The following is a 14256-nucleotide window of genomic DNA, read 5'->3' as shown; positions in this document are numbered from 1 at the left end:
CGGATACCAAAACACTCAAGCCTTACGGCCCGTCCCTTCCAAAGAGGGGGCGGGCCGTAAGGGCATACTGTGATCCATGAAGTTCACTACCACCGTCCAGGGCAGCGGCAATAAAACCGGCATCGAAGTGCCGGAGCAGGTTGTTAAGGAGCTGGGAGCCGGCAAGCGGCCGCCTGTGGTGGTGACCATCAACGGCAAAAGCTATCGGAGCAGCATTGCTGTGATGGGCGGGCAAAACCTCATTTCGCTGAGCGCAGCCAACCGGGATTTCGTTGGTGTCGCAGCGGGAGACACCGTTGACGTTGACCTGGAACTGGACACGCAGCCCCGGATCGTTGAGGTTCCTGAAGACCTTGCGGCTGCCATGGCTGCGGAACCGGCGGCGCAGGAGTTCTACGCAACCTTGAGCTACAGCGCCCAGCGGCGGTACGTAGAGCCGCTGGGCGAAGCCAAAACTCCGGAGACGCGGTCGCGACGGATTGCCAAAGTGGTGGCGGACCTCAAAGCCGGAAAGAAATGACCGTCCGGCCCGCCTCGTCCTTGTCCACTTGGGCGACGACGGCACTGTAGTCAGGAATGTGCCATACCCCCCGCCGGCAGCGGTCCGGTGTTCGGCCCCCACGGCTACGGTTGGGAGGCCGGCCGCCACGCCGGCTGCGATGCCGGCGGGAGCGTCTTCAAACACCACTGCAACCGAAGGATCCACGCCAAGACCTGCAGCGGCCTTCAGGTATCCCTCGGGGTCCGGCTTGCCCCGGCTCACCAGCTCGGCTGTCACGACGGTGCCCGGCATGGCCAGCCCCGCTGCAGCCATCCGGATGTCAGCAAGGACCCGATCCGCGGACGTCACCAGTGCGACGGCGTCTGCGGGCAGGGCTGCCAGCAGCCGCGCCGCTCCGGGAAGGGGCAGGATGCCCTCGGTCCGGACGCGTTCCATGGCACCGAGTTCCGCTGTCAGCCCCGGCACGTCCGCCCCCGGCGGAGCGAAACGCCTGACGGTATCGCCTGCTTGGACGCCGTGTGACGTTCGGAGTATTTCCTCGATGTCCAGCCCGTAGCGCGACGCGAATTCACCCCACACCTGTTCCACCACTGCGGTGGAGTCCACCAGGGTGCCGTCCATGTCGAACAGGACGGCACGGCAGGTCAGGGTGCGGGCAGCAGCGGGTGTTGAGACGTTCACGGTCCCCATTGTGCTTTAGGCGCCGCGGGCAGGAATGTCACGACGGGTGCCAATGGCCAGTTGGTTTACGGTATGTCAGGCGTTGCGGCCCGGGATGTACTGGACTGCCCACCTGTTGCCGTCGGGATCGGCAAAGTACACGAAGTGGCCCCAGTCCTGCACGTCCACGTCGCTGACGTCTACCCCGTTGCCTTTCAGGTGCTGGTGGGCGGCCTGGATGTCGTTGACCACCAGCTGGAGGTTGGAGCCGGTACCGGGAGGTGCGTCAGTAAGCCCGTCCCCAATGCAAATCGAGCAGGCCGAGCCCGGAGGCGTCAGCTGGACAAAGCGGATGGAGTCCGTTGGCCGCTCATCAAAGTCGGCATTGAACCCCACCTTGTTGACGTAGAAGTCCTTGGCGCGGTCCACGTCGCTTACAGGGACGTACACAAGTTCGAGTTTCCAGTCCATCCGCACAGGCTAGCGGCGGGACGGTGAATGAAAAAGGCTTGAGGACTACCCTGCGATGCCGTAAAGGCGGTCGCCCGCGTCCCCGAGTCCGGGCACGATGTACGACTTCTCGTTGAGCTTTTCGTCGATCGAGGCCAGGACGATGGTCACGTTGGCGTCCGCAAGTTCTTCCTCGAGTTTGGCCAGGCCTTCCGGGGCGGCCAGGAGGCAGATGCACGTCACGTCCGAAGCTCCGCGCTTAAAGAGGAATTTGATGGCTTCGCGCAGGGTGCCGCCGGTTGCGAGCATGGGGTCCAGGACGAAGATCTGCCGGTCCGTGAGGTTCTCGGGGAGACGCTCGGCGTAGGTGATGATGTCCAGGGTTTCCTCGTCCCGGGCCATGCCCAGGAAGCCGACCTCTGCGGTGGGAACGAGTTTGGTCATGCCCTCAAGCATGCCCAGCCCGGCGCGCAGGATGGGGACCACCAGCGGAGTGGGCTTGGTGAACGCGGTGCCCACTGTGGTGCTGACCGGTGTTTCGATGGTGACGGGCTCGGTGCGGACCTCGCGGGTGGCCTCGTACGCAAGGAGTGTCACCAGCTCTTCCGTCAGTTGCCGGAAGACCGGGGACGGGGTGTTCTTGTCCCGCAGGACCGTGAGCTTATGGGCGACCAGCGGGTGGTCCACAACGAGAGTGCGCATGGGTCAAAACTATCACCCGGCTGCTGGTGCCCCTCTGCCGTCAGCCTCCCGCGCCCGTCCGCGAGGAGCCGCCGTCGCTCCCCCGTAAGGTGTCGCCGTCGTTCGTTTCGGAGGTGCCGGGACTGCCCGGAAGCGGGTCCCCGCTGTGGTCCTCGCGGAGGACCGGATGCTCGAATGTGGGTGCCGGGCCGGCGTGCTCCCGCTTCCGCATCAGGTGGAAGAGCCGGTGGGCAAGGATCACCATGCATACCCAGGCCAGCCCCAGGAGCCAGCCGGCCATGACGTCCGTCATCCAGTGGTGCCCAAGGAATACCCGGCTGAGGCCCATGGCAATGATGAAGATAACGCCGGCAGTGATTGCGGTGATCCTGGCCCAGAGCATCTGGAACTGGAGGCACATGATGTACACCAGGACGCCGATCACCACGGTTGTGTTGAGGGTATGGCCGCTGGGAAAGGACGGTGAGGACTCGAAGGGCGGCACTGCCTCAGCATGGTCCGGACGGGTCCTGCCAACCAGGCGCTTGCCCATCGTGGTGGCCGTGGTGGAAACAAGGGCTGCACCGCCCACCAGGACGATGGGACGCCAGGTCCGGCTCAGGAAGGTCAGCCAGGCCGTGAGAATAGTCGCGACGATGGGCATGCCGATTCCGCCGCCTACGTTGGTGAAGGCGGTGGCGAAAGAATTGGCGTCGGGGGTCCGCAAGGATTGGGAATATTCCAGAACAGGAATATCGAGGTTCGCCAGCCCTTCCTCGTCCACCACGTCCGAGTAAACCTCGGCTCCCAGCAGGGCCATGGTGAGCACCAGCGCGCCGCCGATGATCATGGTTAGCCACAGGGCGGCATAAGGCTTGATCCACTTGTCCATACGGTCACGGACTCTGCTCATGGTGCCTCCCGGCGGTATTCGTCACGGGCTCTGGGTATCCTCCGAAACTATCATTGAGCCATGGTCTCCGCTGAAAATAAACATGACGTGTGGATGGGCCTTGCCCTGGCGGAAGCGCGCCGTGCCCTTCTGACAGAGGATGTGCCAATCGGCGCCGTAGTCATAGGGCCCGACGGCGTCGTGCTGGGTTCCGGACGGAACCAGCGGGAGGAGCTGGGAGACCCTACCGCCCACGCCGAAGTGGTTGCCATTCGGGAGGCTGCGGCCCGGCTGCGCGAACTGCAGGTGGCCGACGGCGGGAGCGGCGACGGGTGGCGGCTGTCCGACTGCACGCTGGTGGTGACGCTGGAGCCGTGCGCCATGTGCGCCGGCGCGATTGTCCTGGCGCGGATACCACGGGTGGTTTTTGGGGCCTGGGACGAGAAGGCCGGAGCTGCGGGCTCAGTGTTCGACGTGTTGCGGGAGCGGCGGCTTAATCACTGGGTAGAGGTTTACGCGGGGGTCCGTGAGGACGAATGCGGCGGGCTGCTGCGTGACTTCTTTGTGGGACACCGCACGCGGTTGTAGGGGCTGCGTGCTTGCGCCCCGGCCTGCAGGTCAGCCGGGAAGCATGTCCAGCACTTGTGCCGCTGTCCGCTCCCAGCCCGGTAACCGGTCCCTTGTGTCCAGCGCCGTGGCGCGCCAGGTGTCCCCGGTTTCGCTGTCCAGCAGCCAGCGCCGCAGGACCTCGGCCAGCACACCGGGGTTTTCCGGATCGTCGTTATCTGGAAATTGCACAGCCGTGCCGGGGAAGGGGAAGTTTTCACCCTCTGCCGGGGCGGCAAAGGTGAGGGCTTCCACAGCACCCGTTCCTGCGCGGACAACAGCCGGGACGCCGTGCGCGAGCGATTCCGTGACCACCATGCCGAAGGCCTCAGCCTGGGAGACCAGGACGCTCAGGTCTGCTCGGTTCCATTCGTCTTCGAGCAGCTGGCCTCGCAGCTCACCGGTTACCCGCACTCGGCGCTCCAGCCCGTGCGCGGCGACCGCTGCACGCACGAGGCCTGCGTACTCGGGATCGGCCTCATCGGATCCCACCAGGGCCGCCGTCCACTGGATGTCCTTGATCCTCGCCAGGGCTTCGACGGTCAGCAACTGCTCCTTATTAGGCAGGAGCGCGGCCACGGTGACGATGTGCGGCGGGACCGATCCCTCTGAGCGGGGCGCGGAGTCGGTTCCGGGAAGTGCAACGCGCAATCCCCGGAAGCCATGGCGTGCTTCGAGGACCTCGGCCGCCCAACTGCTGGTGCAGACAATTCCCGATGCCGCCCGTAAGGCCCGTGCCTCCAGGTCGTGGTGGGCGGGCGCCGGCATGTGCACCAGCACCCAGGTGTCCCGCCGGGCTTTGGCGGCAAACTCAAATTCGTCGGGGGCACCCATTGCGATGAGTCCGTCTACTACAGTCACCACGGGCATGGGCTGGGTCTCCGGCGCCCAAGCGCCCAGCAGGCTGCCAAGCCGCCGTCGTTCTTTTGCACTGGATTCCGGCCAGGAACCCTCGACGGCCAGCACCTCCACCTCGGCTCCCAAGGCGCGCAGACCTTCGACCAGGCGGGCGTTGTAAACGTTGCCGCCGGAATTATGGCGGATGTTCGCAGGGACGAGGAGCCGGATGGGTCGCACGGGTCAGGCGTTGAGTTCCAGCGAACAGGTGGCCCAGGCGTCGGGGTTCTCCCGCAAGGTGACGTCGATGCCGGCGAGCTGGCTGCCGTCGTCGTCATCCTTCAGCTTGTCCGCAACTGACTGGGCAATGTACTCCGCGAGCGCCTCGGTGGTGCTGAGCTTTCCTTCAAAATCCGGGTGCTCGTCCAGGTTGCGGTAGTTCAGGCCGGCCAGCACTTCCTCGATCATGGTTCCCGCGGCACCGATATCCAACACGATGGCGTCGTTGTTGAGCGTCCGACGCCGGAAGGTTACCTCCGCGACGAAGGTGGCACCGTGCAGGGCCTGGGCAGGGCCGAAAGCCTCCCGGGGAAGGCTGTGGGCGATCATAAAGTGGCGGCGGACGGTCAGGCTGAACATGGGCTACCTCTGGACTTCGCGGGTTGGGTCTTGGGGGTATTCGATCACGTGGCACAGGGCATCCAGGGTCCTCTGGGCGAGGCTCTGCACCACGTCGGGCAAATCGGAGAACGTCGAGGAGCCAGTAAGGAATGCATCGAACACTGGGTCTGTGAGGAGTGAGACGGCCAGGTCAAGGCGGTCAGCGTTGGTCCTGCGGTGGCGCCGGGCCCGTGCCACTACTCCGACCTGGCTCGCCCGGATGGACAGCCGGCGTGCGTGGAAGTCCTCCCCCAGTGGCAGCGTGACTTCCCGGTTGGCGTACCAGGACATCTCGATGACGTCGCCCTCATCGCCTGCCAACTGGAGGCTGCGTTCGAGTCCCTCCTGTGAGGCGGAGCAGTGAAACACGATGTCGCAGTCCGTGAGAGCGTCGTCCGGGTGGGTGAATTCGACTCCTAGGGTGTCTGCCAACTGTTTCCGGCCCGGATCCAGGTCTACGAGCTGAAGGCGCTGCAACGGGAAAGTCCTCAGCAGGGTGGCGACCATGCCGCCCACCAGGCCTGCGCCCACCACGGCCACCCGGTCCCCCAGCCGCGGACCGGCCTCCCAGAGGGCATTGATGGCCGTTTCCACTGTTCCGGTGAGGACAGCACGGTCGGAGGGGACGCCGTCGGGAATTTTGGTGAGGGCATCCAGCTGTACTACGTACAGGTCCTGGTGCGGGTTCAGGCAGAACACGCGCTGGCCTACCCACTCAGCCGGACCCTCTTCTACAACGCCTACGGACAGGTAGCCGAACTTTACGGGTCCCGGAAACTGGCCCTCCTGATGCGGGGCCCGCATTTCCTTGGCTACACGGGGCGGGACTGAGCCGTGGTGGACCACCATCTCGGTGCCTTTGCTGATGCCGGAGTAGAGGGCGCGGACCAGCGCTTCACCGGGACCTGGCGCCGGCAGCTCCTCAGACCGGAGCTCGCCGTGCTCCTTTGCCGTGGTCCAGTAAGCGGTTGCATGTAAGGGCGCGCGTGAATTAGTCATCTTGCTGATGAATCTAGCGGCCCGGGCGCTCCGGGGGAAAGTTTGACGGCTGTTCCTTCCATGTTGTGGCGCTTCGCCCCGGGGCTCGCACGATCACTTAGGGGCTCGCTCCTCAGGGCTCGATCAGATAGGAGGGGGCGCCATGACTATCGGCAAACCCCGCCCCGGGGGTGTCGCTGTCAGTAAGGCCGGTTGCGTCACCTCATGCCGGCGCTGGCGTCGCAGGCTATCTTCCACCAGATTTCTTCCGGTAGCGGGTCCTTGGGCAACGTATAGCCGGGCAGCAACCAGTCATCAAAGGTGTCTTCCGGCAACTCTTCGTGCCAAAACGCGACCTCGACAGGCAGGTCGTGGGGCGGAGGCCAGGCCTGCGGCAAGTCGCCGGGCGGATGCCAGATCTGCGACAGGTCGTCCGGCACGCCGAGGTTCGCTGCCGCGGAAGTTTCCGGCCAGTGGGGTGGTTCCCAGTCCTGGTGTTCGCTTTTGTAGTGCCGGCCGGTGGGTGAGATCCAGCCGGGTGGTTCGTTCATGGTGGCCGGGGTGGGTGTCCAGCCGCTGGTGTGCCGCAGCTTGTGGTGCTTGCGGCAGGGTTGGCCGAGATTTGATACTCCGGTGGTGCCGCCTTTGTGCCAGGCGAGGAGGTGGTCCGCTTCGTTGTCGAGGGAGGTGTTGTTGCAGCCGGGGAAGGGGCATTTGCCGTCCCGCAACCTGAGCCAGTTCCGCATCGCCTTGCTGACCCGGTAGCTGGAGCGGCCGATTTCCAGCGGTGCCCCGTCCCGCGGGTCCACCAGGACCCGGTAAAACGACCCGGCACCGTTTGCCACGAGCTTGCGCGCCATGGGAGCCGGGATCGGGCCGTGCCCGTCCAGTACCGCGGGTTCGTCGGTCAGGCCCATCAGGGAGAACACCGGCACGGTGACCAACACCTGCGCCCGGATCGACGAAGATGGGCCCGGATCCGTTCCTGCACCCTCGCCTGCACCGTCGCCGCTGCTGGCAGTGTTATCGCTGCCGAGAAGCCCTGAAGAGAAACTATCGGCTACCAGTTGGGTCAGGGTGCGGGGCTCGTCCGGGCCCTGCATGCCCCTGGCAAGAGCGGTGAGCCGGTTCCGGATCGCCGACGCCCGGTCCGCTGGCAGGTGGGCGGCGACCCACGCCATCCCGTCACTGTCCGGCCAGTACTCCACCCGACGGTCCGCGACACTTTTCGCGTGGCGTTTCTCCAGGCTCTCCGGGTGATGGCGTTCCCGCCAGCCCCGGGCCTTGGCTTTGAACCGGTAGGCCGGCATTTCCCCGACCGGGCAGCCGCGGGCGGGGCCCGGCGCCGCCGGGTCCAGGAAGTGCGCCTCCAGCGCCGCCGCACCGGCGGGATCAAGACACGCGGTCTGCTCGATCATGGTCCGGGCGTGCGCCCACGAGATCGTCCCTGACCGCAGGGCCGCGAGCGTCCGGGGCAGGGAACTGGTCAGGGCGTGAGCCTCGGCGAGCAGGGCACCGGCGGCCCGGTCACCGATCGCCAGGGCACACCCGACCTCGGCCACCAGGCTCCGGTCCTGCGCTCCGGCCTCCTGCGGCGACCCGGCCGGAGGATTCAGCGCCATCGTGGATTCAGCCAGGACCGCCACGGCCTGTGCCTTCACCGCCGCCAACTTTGCTTCCGACCGCGCCACCCCGGCCAGGACATCCAGCGCCGCATCAGCAACCCGCTGCAACGGATCATCATCCAGCCCACCAGCAGCACCGGAAACAGCACCGGAAACGGCAGGTTCCCCGCAGGCCAACGCAGCCATGAACGCAGCGACAGCAGCCACAACCGCTTCCTCCGCCTCCACCACTGCCGGGTTCGTTTCCATACACCCATCCTCTTGGGAGGGTCTGACATTCTGGCCCCCAAGCGGGTGCCCGCCAAAAAATTCGTCGAACTTCTTTACGCACCTCCTCGAAACGAGGCGGATCAAAATGTGCATGGTTCAGGGGCGCTCCAGCCATGCTTCCCCACTATCAATTGCGGCAGAAAGAAAAAGAGGAAAATTGAAGATGGGCGGAGGGCCCCTCTCCCCGTTTTGGGGATGGGCGCCTCGCTCCGGTACCCTATTGAGGTTGGTGACGTGTCCGAGCGGCCGAAGGTGCAACACTCGAAATGTTGTTTGGTGTAAAAGCCAACGTGGGTTCAAATCCCACCGTCACCGCCAGATGAGAAGGTCCCGGTTCCCTTGCAAACGAAGGGAATCGGGACCTTTTGCTTTGTCTGGAACAGGCCAGCGGTAACGCAGCGGTAACAGAATTTCCCGGTGCTCTCCGCCAGCATCAGCGAGGAGCAAAGCGTAGCTTGCAATGGACTTGCTCGAACAGTCATCGAGATATCAGGGTCTAGTTCGACCTGTCCACAATCAACTCGTCACCGTCGGAGATGCCGGCTCCATCCATGGAGTGCCCGGACACCCTGACCAGGAACGTGCTGGTGATGTCGTTAATGAGGTGTATGTTCAAATCGATGCGGCCGTGAAGTAGTCCTGGGCGGGCGACGGGAAGCCGGCCGGCACAGCAACAGGACACTACAGGGGCCCGGGCAGGTCCGAGGTCCGCACATCGAGAGCAGCGACAACAACAGCACTCATCGGCCTGCTACCTCCTGGGGATAATCGAACCTATGTTCTCCACGGCTTGTCCATATGTGAATATATTTTTTTGATTAACGAGTATACGGCCGGGCAGCGGGAAGCGCGCCGGTGGCTATTGGCCACGAGCCATCCCGCAGGTCGAGGCGGGCGGCGAGCCCCGGGCTGCGCTGATCCAGCACCTAAGCTGAAGTCATGAACAACACCAGAAGAGCAACGCTCATTTGGTCGCTGGGGGCAGTTGTTTTCTCTCTCATCGGCATTTACATCGCAGTGACCGCCAACGGGGTCTGGTACTCCGTTGTCTCAGCCGTCATTCTTTTCCTCGCCGGCGCTGTGTTCGCGGCCCGGGCTGTTCTAACCCTGCGGGCCAGCTCATGATTCTTGGCGTAATTATTGCCTGTGAGATCGGCTTCTGGGTCGCTGTCCTGAGCGGACTGGCTGCCCGGTACCTGATGTGTTCCCGACGTGTTGGTGCGGCTCTGCTGGTGTGCGCACCGTTGATTGATGTTGTGCTGCTGATTGCAGTCACGGTGCATCTGGCTTCGGGGGCAACGGCCTCCTGGCACCACGGGCTGGCAGCACTCTACATTGGCTTTTCGGTAACCTATGGCCACCGGATGATCGCGTGGGCAGACACGCGTTTCGCGCACCGCTTCGCAGGCGGATCGCTGCCAGATAAGCCAGCCGGAGCTCAGTACACGAAGCAATGCTGGTCTGATGTTCTCCGGACGTCGGCGGCCGCCATCATCGCCGCAGGAATCCTCGCTGCCATCACCGGGTGGGTAGCGGACCCAACCCGTACCGGAGCGCTCACTGGTTGGTACGGCATCCTCGGCGCCACCGTGGTCATCGAACTCGTCTGGGCGATCAGCTACAGCATCTGGCCGCGCAAATCAGTACTGGGTCGAGCCGACGTCGGACTGCCCGCTGCCATCGAGGCCAGCGATGGGTAGGCGAAGCGAAGGCGTTCCCCAGGACCCTGGCTACGTGCCATCACAACCAGAGGAACAGCTGATCTACCGCCGCGCGGAAAACGGCGAGATGGTGGGTTACACCCCTGCCGAATATGGAGTGCGCAAGGATGATGGCGGGGGCATGGTCAAGCCCTACAACAGTTCGGCCGGGCTGCTGTTTCTTTCAATCCTGATCAGCCTGTTTTTCGGCTTGATGATCTACGGCCTGATCCAGATTGTCATAACGGATCAATGGGACATTCTGGGCAGGACCTGGTGGATGTTTCTGATCATCTTGTACCCCTTGTTTGCCGGCTGGACCGGCTACTTCAAGGAACGCAAGGCTGAGAAGCTCCGCTCTGCCCGGAATCTGTCGCGGCCTGTGGAATAGCACGTCCAACAAGCTGTTGGACTTTTCGTTGATTACGGCTGGTCCTGATTAGTTCCTTTGCCGGCGGCCGCGCACCCTGATGACCTCGGCGGCCCCGGCCAGGGCCAGCGGGAACGACACCACAGCGGCCAGGTGACGCTTCAGGTCGTACGGATCATCCATCATCGCCTAGCCCACCAGAATCCCTGGCAGCCCGACGCAGACTGTAACCCAGACGCGGTTGTCCCGTGCGCCGGACCAGACGGCAGCCGCGATGGACAGCGCGCACCCGGCGAGGATGTAGCGATTGTCGATCCAGACCTTTTCCTGCTCCGTCGAACGTGGCAGCCAGATGTGCCAGCCGGCGTGCCATATTCCGTAACTGATCAGGACCAGCGAGGCGAGGACGAGCAGGACCCAGGCGATGGTTCCGCCCTTACGGTGCCCTGCTGTAGACTTTGCCTTCACCTCGTCCCCTGACCTTCAGAGTGGCCCGTAGCCGGCGGTGCCGTACGGGTCCCGCCAGGAGGCCATGTCATCCTCCACGGCTTTCCGGAGGTTGGCATCAGATTGCAGCCGCCGGCGGAAGGACTGCCGGGCCCGCCCCAGCACCACTGAGGGAACCAGGATGCAGGCGCACAGGACGGCCACGATGAGCAGGTACGCGCCGAACAACGCAACGCCGGTACCACGCTCGGCAGCCCCCGGAAGGACCGAGGCCATGGCAGCACCGACGAGGCCGGCCATCACAGCCACCGTGCTAATGCCGCCGCCGGCACCGCCGGGGCCCCGGGTGATGAGTAGCTTGTCCGTGTTCGGCAGCGTGGTGCGGACCCGCTTCCAGAAGAGCACACCGACGACCGCCAGGGTGGCGCCGAACAGTCCGAGGACGATCACCCAGGCAGGATTGCCGGAGAGGGCCGAGCCGAACCCACCGGCCAGGGCCAGAACAGGCCCGCCGCTGATGGCACTGCTCCAGCCGGCCGCCAACGTGCCCTGGGCATCGGCCAGTCGGCGGAGCCGTGACGAGGCCTCCGGCGGGGTGACCTTGGCCAGCTCCGGGGAGAGCCAGTAGTCGAGGGGGTGTGTTGGATGTATTGCTTCAGACATGAACTTCACTTTTCGATTACTTCCTTGACCTCGATTGGAGCCGCAGTCCCGCACCTCAGCTGCATCTCCTGGCCGGCAGCGTCCAACTGGCAGTCCTGGTCTTTCACCCGGGGCCAGCCGGAGATTTCGGGGGCCTCGCGGACCCGCTTGTAGTGGTACTCGTCGTGCTGCGTGTAGATGATGACGCTATCGCCGCCGAACCCATCCTGGGACACGAGCACCGAGGTTCCATCCGCGGCCACGATCTTTACGGTGTCACCGATCCCGAACGCGCCAAGGGCGGCGAAGACAAACATGAGGCCGAAGTACGGCACGGCGGCCGTGACGGCTACCCCCGTGGTCCAGCCAACGATCCGCCGTGGAATCTTCTTGGGAATGCGGCCGATCAGCGCCGGAAGCAGGAGCAACAGCCCGACGGCGCCGGACAGGAGGGCCATAATCCGGAACCAAGAGGCGATCGAGTCCGCAGGCATGCCTATGTAGAGCAGCAGGTCGTCCCTCGCAGCGGCCCGATACGCCTCATAGATGGCGTGATCTGCCCATGCGCCGAGGGCCGCTGCGACGATGAGGGCGGTCCCCCAGATCTCTTGGTGCTTCATGGATGCAGGACTTCCGACTCGGATATGATCGCGTCTTTGCGGATGGACCATCGGCCAACCGCCGCGGACGCACCTACGGTTGCCGCCCATAGTCCCAGCCACCCGGGGTGCCAGCCGAAGCCGACCAGGCCGGTCACAGCCCAGAAGGCCAGTGTCGGCACGGCGAAGAACGCCGTGACGTGCATCCACTGCTGTCGTACTGGCCGCAGCAGGTGGGCAAGCACCCACCCCAGGGGCGCCGCGAAGACCAGTGCAAGCCCGAAGCCGTAGAAGGCCAGGGAGAATCCGGCGCCCACGAGCTGCGCGACATCCGTCTCGCCCAGCACCGTCGGCACACCAAACACGAAAGGGGCAACGATAAGCATGACGCCCACCCAGAGCGTGGTGGCGATCAGCCAGCCCTTGATGAACGAGGAAGCGTCGAGGACGACCCGGTGCTGTCCTGTCACGGCGAGCCACTTGCTCGGCTGACGCGGAAGAAGGCGATTTCTTTCCCCATGCTGTACCCGAGCCCGGCTACGGGGACGCACACCAAGGCGAGGCCTGACCAGGGGGCAGGTGCTAGGAGCAAGGCAGCCACTCCGGCGAAGATGAGGGCGTAGATCACCCAGCGCGGTCCACGAATGCCCGCTAGAAGGCCAACGGCGCCACCACTGAGAAGGCCGACTGCTGTGACCAGAATGGCCGGCATGAAGGCTGGGGCCGGTACGTTTGCCGCGAGCCAGATCAGCAGCAGGGCCAGGAGCGCTGAGGGGATAAGCATGCGCAGCCAAAAATCACGGAGCTGTCCGGCGCGCGGCCCTGCTGTTTTGTGGTTGCCGTGCCCCATCACTTGGCGGCGAGTTCTTTGCGGCGGAAGGTTCCGGCGATGGATAGCTTCTTGCCGTATTCGATGGATCCGTACCGGAAGTCCACCCGGAAGTCCTGAATGTGCCCAAGCGGCTCCGCCGCGTCCCCCAACGTCATGGTGTCAGCCTATCTCCGACATCTCGCCCGGCTACTATCCAAGAATGGTCAAACAGATGAGGAACGCGGCCTTCAAAGGTGAGCAGTTCGCCGGTGTGCACCTTCCACACGTCCCCGAAGTGAAGTATCAAGAAGGGGCAAGAGGATGAGTCAGAACGGAACGAAGCCAGAGGCTGCGAAGTCCAAGCGTCGCTTCCTGATGCACCCTGCTTTCATCTTGGTCGAGTCGTTTCTTTTACTGGGTGTTCTACTGGTCATTGCGATCGTTAATTACCCGTCGAAAGAGGTGAAAGAGGACTTCACTGGTATCGCTACTGTCGAGCATGTCAACGGCGGACAGAGGTGCTATCTTGACCTTCGGACTGAAGACGGTGTCTTTTTGGACAATCTCCGGATGACGAGTGGCACCTGTAGAAAAGTCTCCGAAGGCGATGTGATCGAAGTGGTCAAGGGCAAGGACAAGTACCTGCGTGAGATCGCGGAAAGAAGTTCCTAGTCCCCAACCCATTGGGTTCAACGAGCCGAGACAGACTCTCCACTCCGGTACGCCCCTAGCGGCGCTTTTCAACGGGCCGGTACCTGTCACCAAAGGCGGCCATGGAATTTTGAAGCAGCGTCAGGCTGTCCGGCATGTCCACGGGACGGGAACCGCCGGCGGCAGCCAGCGGGCTGACCATCCAGGCGGCGAACACGTTGTGAGGGATCTTCAACGCCATCGCATGCGCAAAGAGCCGTAGCACCGGTTCGTGGAAAAGCCCGTCTTTGAGCTGGAAGCCGGGGCAGAAGGTTCCATCACCGATGAACACCCGGACTGCCCGGCGCATGGCCTCGGGCTCGCCTATCGCCTGGAAGTGCGCCTCCAGTTCAGAGGCAGGAGGCAGCGTGAATTCTTCGCGGATGCTGTCCCAGATGTGCTCCGGGACGGCCGGCCAGTAGTGGGGTTCAGCCCTCACATTCGACGCAGTAGGCATGACCGTCTTTCTCGCGGGCCTTCTGCGAACGGTGCCGGACCAGGAAGCACGAGTAGCAGGTGAACTCATCGTCAGCCTGGGGAATGACCTGCACAACGAGCTCTTCGGCGATGAACTCGCCGCCGGGAGTCAGCCCATCCAGGGCATCAGCCTCGTCGAGCTCCTGAACCACAGACTTAGCGTCCGGTGCTTTGGCGGACTTCAGGGCCTCCAGGGAATTCTCCTGGGACTCCTTGACGTCGGTGCGCAGTTCGTCGTAATCGGTTGCCACGGAGGTGCATCTCTTTTCTGTTGGTTTCGTGTTACCGGTCCTGCAACGTACAGGAGGCAGCGGGAATTCCCCAAGCAGCTCATGCCTCCGCAGGCCGGTGTTCTTCGT

Annotated in this window: 21 protein-coding genes, 1 tRNA gene and 1 pseudogene; 6 read left to right on the top strand and 17 right to left on the bottom strand. The window is 64.0% G+C overall.

Annotation, left to right across the window (positions count from 1 at the left end; genetic code table 11):
• Positions 1-22: 22 nt before the first annotated feature.
• From M1E07_RS04680 to M1E07_RS04665, 4 genes are all read right to left on the bottom strand, one after another.
• Positions 23-1183, bottom strand: coding sequence for an HAD-IA family hydrolase (locus M1E07_RS04680; RefSeq protein ID WP_461189117.1), 1161 nt, complete (start codon positions 1181-1183; stop codon positions 23-25).
• Between the two features lie 75 nt (positions 1184-1258).
• Positions 1259-1633 carry a glyoxalase superfamily protein gene (locus tag M1E07_RS04675; RefSeq protein WP_461189116.1) on the bottom strand — a complete coding sequence of 125 codons (375 nt, stop codon included), beginning with the start codon at positions 1631-1633 and terminating at the stop codon, positions 1259-1261.
• A 45-nt stretch (positions 1634-1678) separates the two neighbouring features.
• Positions 1679-2314 carry a uracil phosphoribosyltransferase gene (gene upp / locus M1E07_RS04670; protein ID WP_104043130.1) on the bottom strand — a complete coding sequence of 212 codons (636 nt, stop codon included), beginning with the start codon at positions 2312-2314 and terminating at the stop codon, positions 1679-1681.
• Positions 2315-2354: 40 nt separating this feature from the next.
• Entirely contained in the window at positions 2355-3206 is an 852-nt protein-coding gene (locus tag M1E07_RS04665; RefSeq protein WP_461189115.1) for a phosphatase PAP2 family protein, read from the bottom strand.
• Positions 3207-3266: 60 nt separating this feature from the next.
• Between M1E07_RS04665 and M1E07_RS04660 the strand changes: the two genes are divergently transcribed.
• Positions 3267-3773: a nucleoside deaminase gene (locus M1E07_RS04660; protein WP_461189114.1), complete on the top strand. Its 507-nt coding sequence runs from the start codon at positions 3267-3269 to the stop codon at positions 3771-3773.
• A gap of 30 nt (positions 3774-3803) precedes the next feature.
• Here M1E07_RS04660 and M1E07_RS04655 read toward each other — a convergent pair whose 3' ends face one another.
• The 4 genes from M1E07_RS04655 to M1E07_RS04640 form a co-directional block, all read right to left on the bottom strand.
• Positions 3804-4868 carry a glycosyltransferase family 4 protein gene (locus tag M1E07_RS04655; RefSeq protein WP_461189113.1) on the bottom strand — a complete coding sequence of 355 codons (1065 nt, stop codon included), beginning with the start codon at positions 4866-4868 and terminating at the stop codon, positions 3804-3806.
• A 3-nt stretch (positions 4869-4871) separates the two neighbouring features.
• The gene (locus M1E07_RS04650; RefSeq protein WP_461189112.1) at positions 4872-5267 is read right to left on the bottom strand and encodes a 6-pyruvoyl trahydropterin synthase family protein; all 396 of its coding nucleotides are present in this window, start codon (positions 5265-5267) and stop codon (positions 4872-4874) included.
• A 3-nt stretch (positions 5268-5270) separates the two neighbouring features.
• Complete coding sequence (locus tag M1E07_RS04645) at positions 5271-6287, bottom strand: dehydrogenase (RefSeq protein ID WP_461189111.1); 1017 nt, start codon at positions 6285-6287, stop codon at positions 5271-5273.
• A 197-nt stretch (positions 6288-6484) separates the two neighbouring features.
• Positions 6485-8140 (bottom strand): HNH endonuclease signature motif containing protein, encoded by a 1656-nt coding sequence (locus M1E07_RS04640; RefSeq protein WP_461189110.1) that lies wholly within the window; start codon positions 8138-8140, stop codon positions 6485-6487.
• Between the two features lie 249 nt (positions 8141-8389).
• Here M1E07_RS04640 and M1E07_RS04635 point away from each other — a divergent pair.
• Positions 8390-8479, top strand: a tRNA-Ser gene (locus M1E07_RS04635).
• A gap of 184 nt (positions 8480-8663) precedes the next feature.
• On the opposite strand, the pseudogene M1E07_RS04630 reads toward M1E07_RS04635, so the two are convergent.
• Positions 8664-8830 (bottom strand): annotated as a pseudogene (locus M1E07_RS04630) (LexA family protein); the annotation flags it as partial.
• A 270-nt stretch (positions 8831-9100) separates the two neighbouring features.
• On the opposite strand from M1E07_RS04630, the gene M1E07_RS04625 reads away from it, so the two are divergent.
• Genes M1E07_RS04625 through M1E07_RS04615 form a run of 3 tightly spaced genes read left to right on the top strand, consistent with a single transcriptional unit; the run spans position 9101 to position 10252 of the window.
• Positions 9101-9286, top strand: coding sequence for a hypothetical protein (locus M1E07_RS04625; protein WP_461189109.1), 186 nt, complete (start codon positions 9101-9103; stop codon positions 9284-9286).
• Positions 9283-9861: a hypothetical protein gene (locus M1E07_RS04620; protein ID WP_461189108.1), complete on the top strand. Its 579-nt coding sequence runs from the start codon at positions 9283-9285 to the stop codon at positions 9859-9861. Before M1E07_RS04625 ends, M1E07_RS04620 begins: the two co-directional genes overlap by 4 nt.
• Before the next feature lie 34 nt (positions 9862-9895).
• Positions 9896-10252 (top strand): hypothetical protein, encoded by a 357-nt coding sequence (locus tag M1E07_RS04615; protein WP_461189107.1) that lies wholly within the window; start codon positions 9896-9898, stop codon positions 10250-10252.
• 168 nt (positions 10253-10420) lie between these two features.
• Here the strand turns inward: M1E07_RS04615 and M1E07_RS04610 are convergent, their stop codons facing one another.
• The 6 genes from M1E07_RS04610 to M1E07_RS04585 all read right to left on the bottom strand — a co-directional run bounded on the left by M1E07_RS04610 (position 10421) and on the right by M1E07_RS04585 (position 12906).
• Positions 10421-10699 carry a hypothetical protein gene (locus M1E07_RS04610; RefSeq protein ID WP_461189106.1) on the bottom strand — a complete coding sequence of 93 codons (279 nt, stop codon included), beginning with the start codon at positions 10697-10699 and terminating at the stop codon, positions 10421-10423.
• Positions 10700-10714: 15 nt separating this feature from the next.
• Positions 10715-11341 carry a hypothetical protein gene (locus M1E07_RS04605; RefSeq protein WP_461189105.1) on the bottom strand — a complete coding sequence of 209 codons (627 nt, stop codon included), beginning with the start codon at positions 11339-11341 and terminating at the stop codon, positions 10715-10717.
• Positions 11342-11346: 5 nt separating this feature from the next.
• Complete coding sequence (locus M1E07_RS04600) at positions 11347-11940, bottom strand: hypothetical protein (protein ID WP_461189104.1); 594 nt, start codon at positions 11938-11940, stop codon at positions 11347-11349.
• Complete coding sequence (locus tag M1E07_RS04595) at positions 11937-12389, bottom strand: hypothetical protein (protein WP_461189103.1); 453 nt, start codon at positions 12387-12389, stop codon at positions 11937-11939. Before M1E07_RS04595 ends, M1E07_RS04600 begins: the two co-directional genes overlap by 4 nt.
• Positions 12386-12703 (bottom strand): hypothetical protein, encoded by a 318-nt coding sequence (locus tag M1E07_RS04590; protein WP_461189102.1) that lies wholly within the window; start codon positions 12701-12703, stop codon positions 12386-12388. Before M1E07_RS04590 ends, M1E07_RS04595 begins: the two co-directional genes overlap by 4 nt.
• Before the next feature lie 65 nt (positions 12704-12768).
• Positions 12769-12906, bottom strand: a complete 138-nt coding sequence (locus M1E07_RS04585) for a hypothetical protein (RefSeq protein ID WP_461189101.1) — start codon at positions 12904-12906, stop codon at positions 12769-12771.
• A gap of 145 nt (positions 12907-13051) precedes the next feature.
• On the opposite strand from M1E07_RS04585, the gene M1E07_RS04580 reads away from it, so the two are divergent.
• Entirely contained in the window at positions 13052-13402 is a 351-nt protein-coding gene (locus M1E07_RS04580; RefSeq protein ID WP_461189100.1) for a hypothetical protein, read from the top strand.
• A gap of 55 nt (positions 13403-13457) precedes the next feature.
• On the opposite strand, the gene M1E07_RS04575 is transcribed toward M1E07_RS04580, so the two are convergent.
• On the bottom strand, positions 13458-13877 hold the full coding sequence (locus M1E07_RS04575) for a hypothetical protein (RefSeq protein ID WP_461189099.1): 420 nt from the start codon (positions 13875-13877) through the stop codon (positions 13458-13460).
• Positions 13849-14148: a DUF4193 domain-containing protein gene (locus M1E07_RS04570; protein WP_461189098.1), complete on the bottom strand. Its 300-nt coding sequence runs from the start codon at positions 14146-14148 to the stop codon at positions 13849-13851. The genes M1E07_RS04575 and M1E07_RS04570 overlap by 29 nt, the downstream gene beginning before the upstream one ends.
• Between the last annotated feature and the right edge of the window lie 108 nt (positions 14149-14256).

This window comes from Arthrobacter sp. Z4-13 (assembly GCF_054792705.1).
Note: the sequence above shows the minus strand (reverse complement) of the source record. Positions and strands in the feature narration are given on the sequence as shown.

Bases quoted from the DNA above. Each gene is read 5' to 3' on its own strand.
- M1E07_RS04625 (WP_461189109.1), top strand. From the start codon at position 9,101: ATGAACAACACCAGAAGAGCAACGCTCATTTGGTCGCTGGGGGCAGTT.
- M1E07_RS04650 (WP_461189112.1), bottom strand. From the start codon at position 5,267: ATGTTCAGCCTGACCGTCCGCCGCCACTTTATGATCGCCCACAGCCTT.
- M1E07_RS04640 (WP_461189110.1), bottom strand. From the start codon at position 8,140: ATGGAAACGAACCCGGCAGTGGTGGAGGCGGAGGAAGCGGTTGTGGCT.
- M1E07_RS04645 (WP_461189111.1), bottom strand. From the start codon at position 6,287: ATGACTAATTCACGCGCGCCCTTACATGCAACCGCTTACTGGACCACG.
- M1E07_RS04620 (WP_461189108.1), top strand. From the start codon at position 9,283: ATGATTCTTGGCGTAATTATTGCCTGTGAGATCGGCTTCTGGGTCGCT.
- upp (WP_104043130.1), bottom strand. From the start codon at position 2,314: ATGCGCACTCTCGTTGTGGACCACCCGCTGGTCGCCCATAAGCTCACG.
- M1E07_RS04675 (WP_461189116.1), bottom strand. From the start codon at position 1,633: ATGGACTGGAAACTCGAACTTGTGTACGTCCCTGTAAGCGACGTGGAC.
- M1E07_RS04605 (WP_461189105.1), bottom strand. From the start codon at position 11,341: ATGTCTGAAGCAATACATCCAACACACCCCCTCGACTACTGGCTCTCC.
- M1E07_RS04575 (WP_461189099.1), bottom strand. From the start codon at position 13,877: ATGCCTACTGCGTCGAATGTGAGGGCTGAACCCCACTACTGGCCGGCC.
- M1E07_RS04590 (WP_461189102.1), bottom strand. From the start codon at position 12,703: ATGCTTATCCCCTCAGCGCTCCTGGCCCTGCTGCTGATCTGGCTCGCG.
- M1E07_RS04600 (WP_461189104.1), bottom strand. From the start codon at position 11,940: ATGAAGCACCAAGAGATCTGGGGGACCGCCCTCATCGTCGCAGCGGCC.
- M1E07_RS04665 (WP_461189115.1), bottom strand. From the start codon at position 3,206: ATGAGCAGAGTCCGTGACCGTATGGACAAGTGGATCAAGCCTTATGCC.
- M1E07_RS04585 (WP_461189101.1), bottom strand. From the start codon at position 12,906: ATGACGTTGGGGGACGCGGCGGAGCCGCTTGGGCACATTCAGGACTTC.
- M1E07_RS04580 (WP_461189100.1), top strand. From the start codon at position 13,052: ATGAGTCAGAACGGAACGAAGCCAGAGGCTGCGAAGTCCAAGCGTCGC.
- M1E07_RS04660 (WP_461189114.1), top strand. From the start codon at position 3,267: ATGGTCTCCGCTGAAAATAAACATGACGTGTGGATGGGCCTTGCCCTG.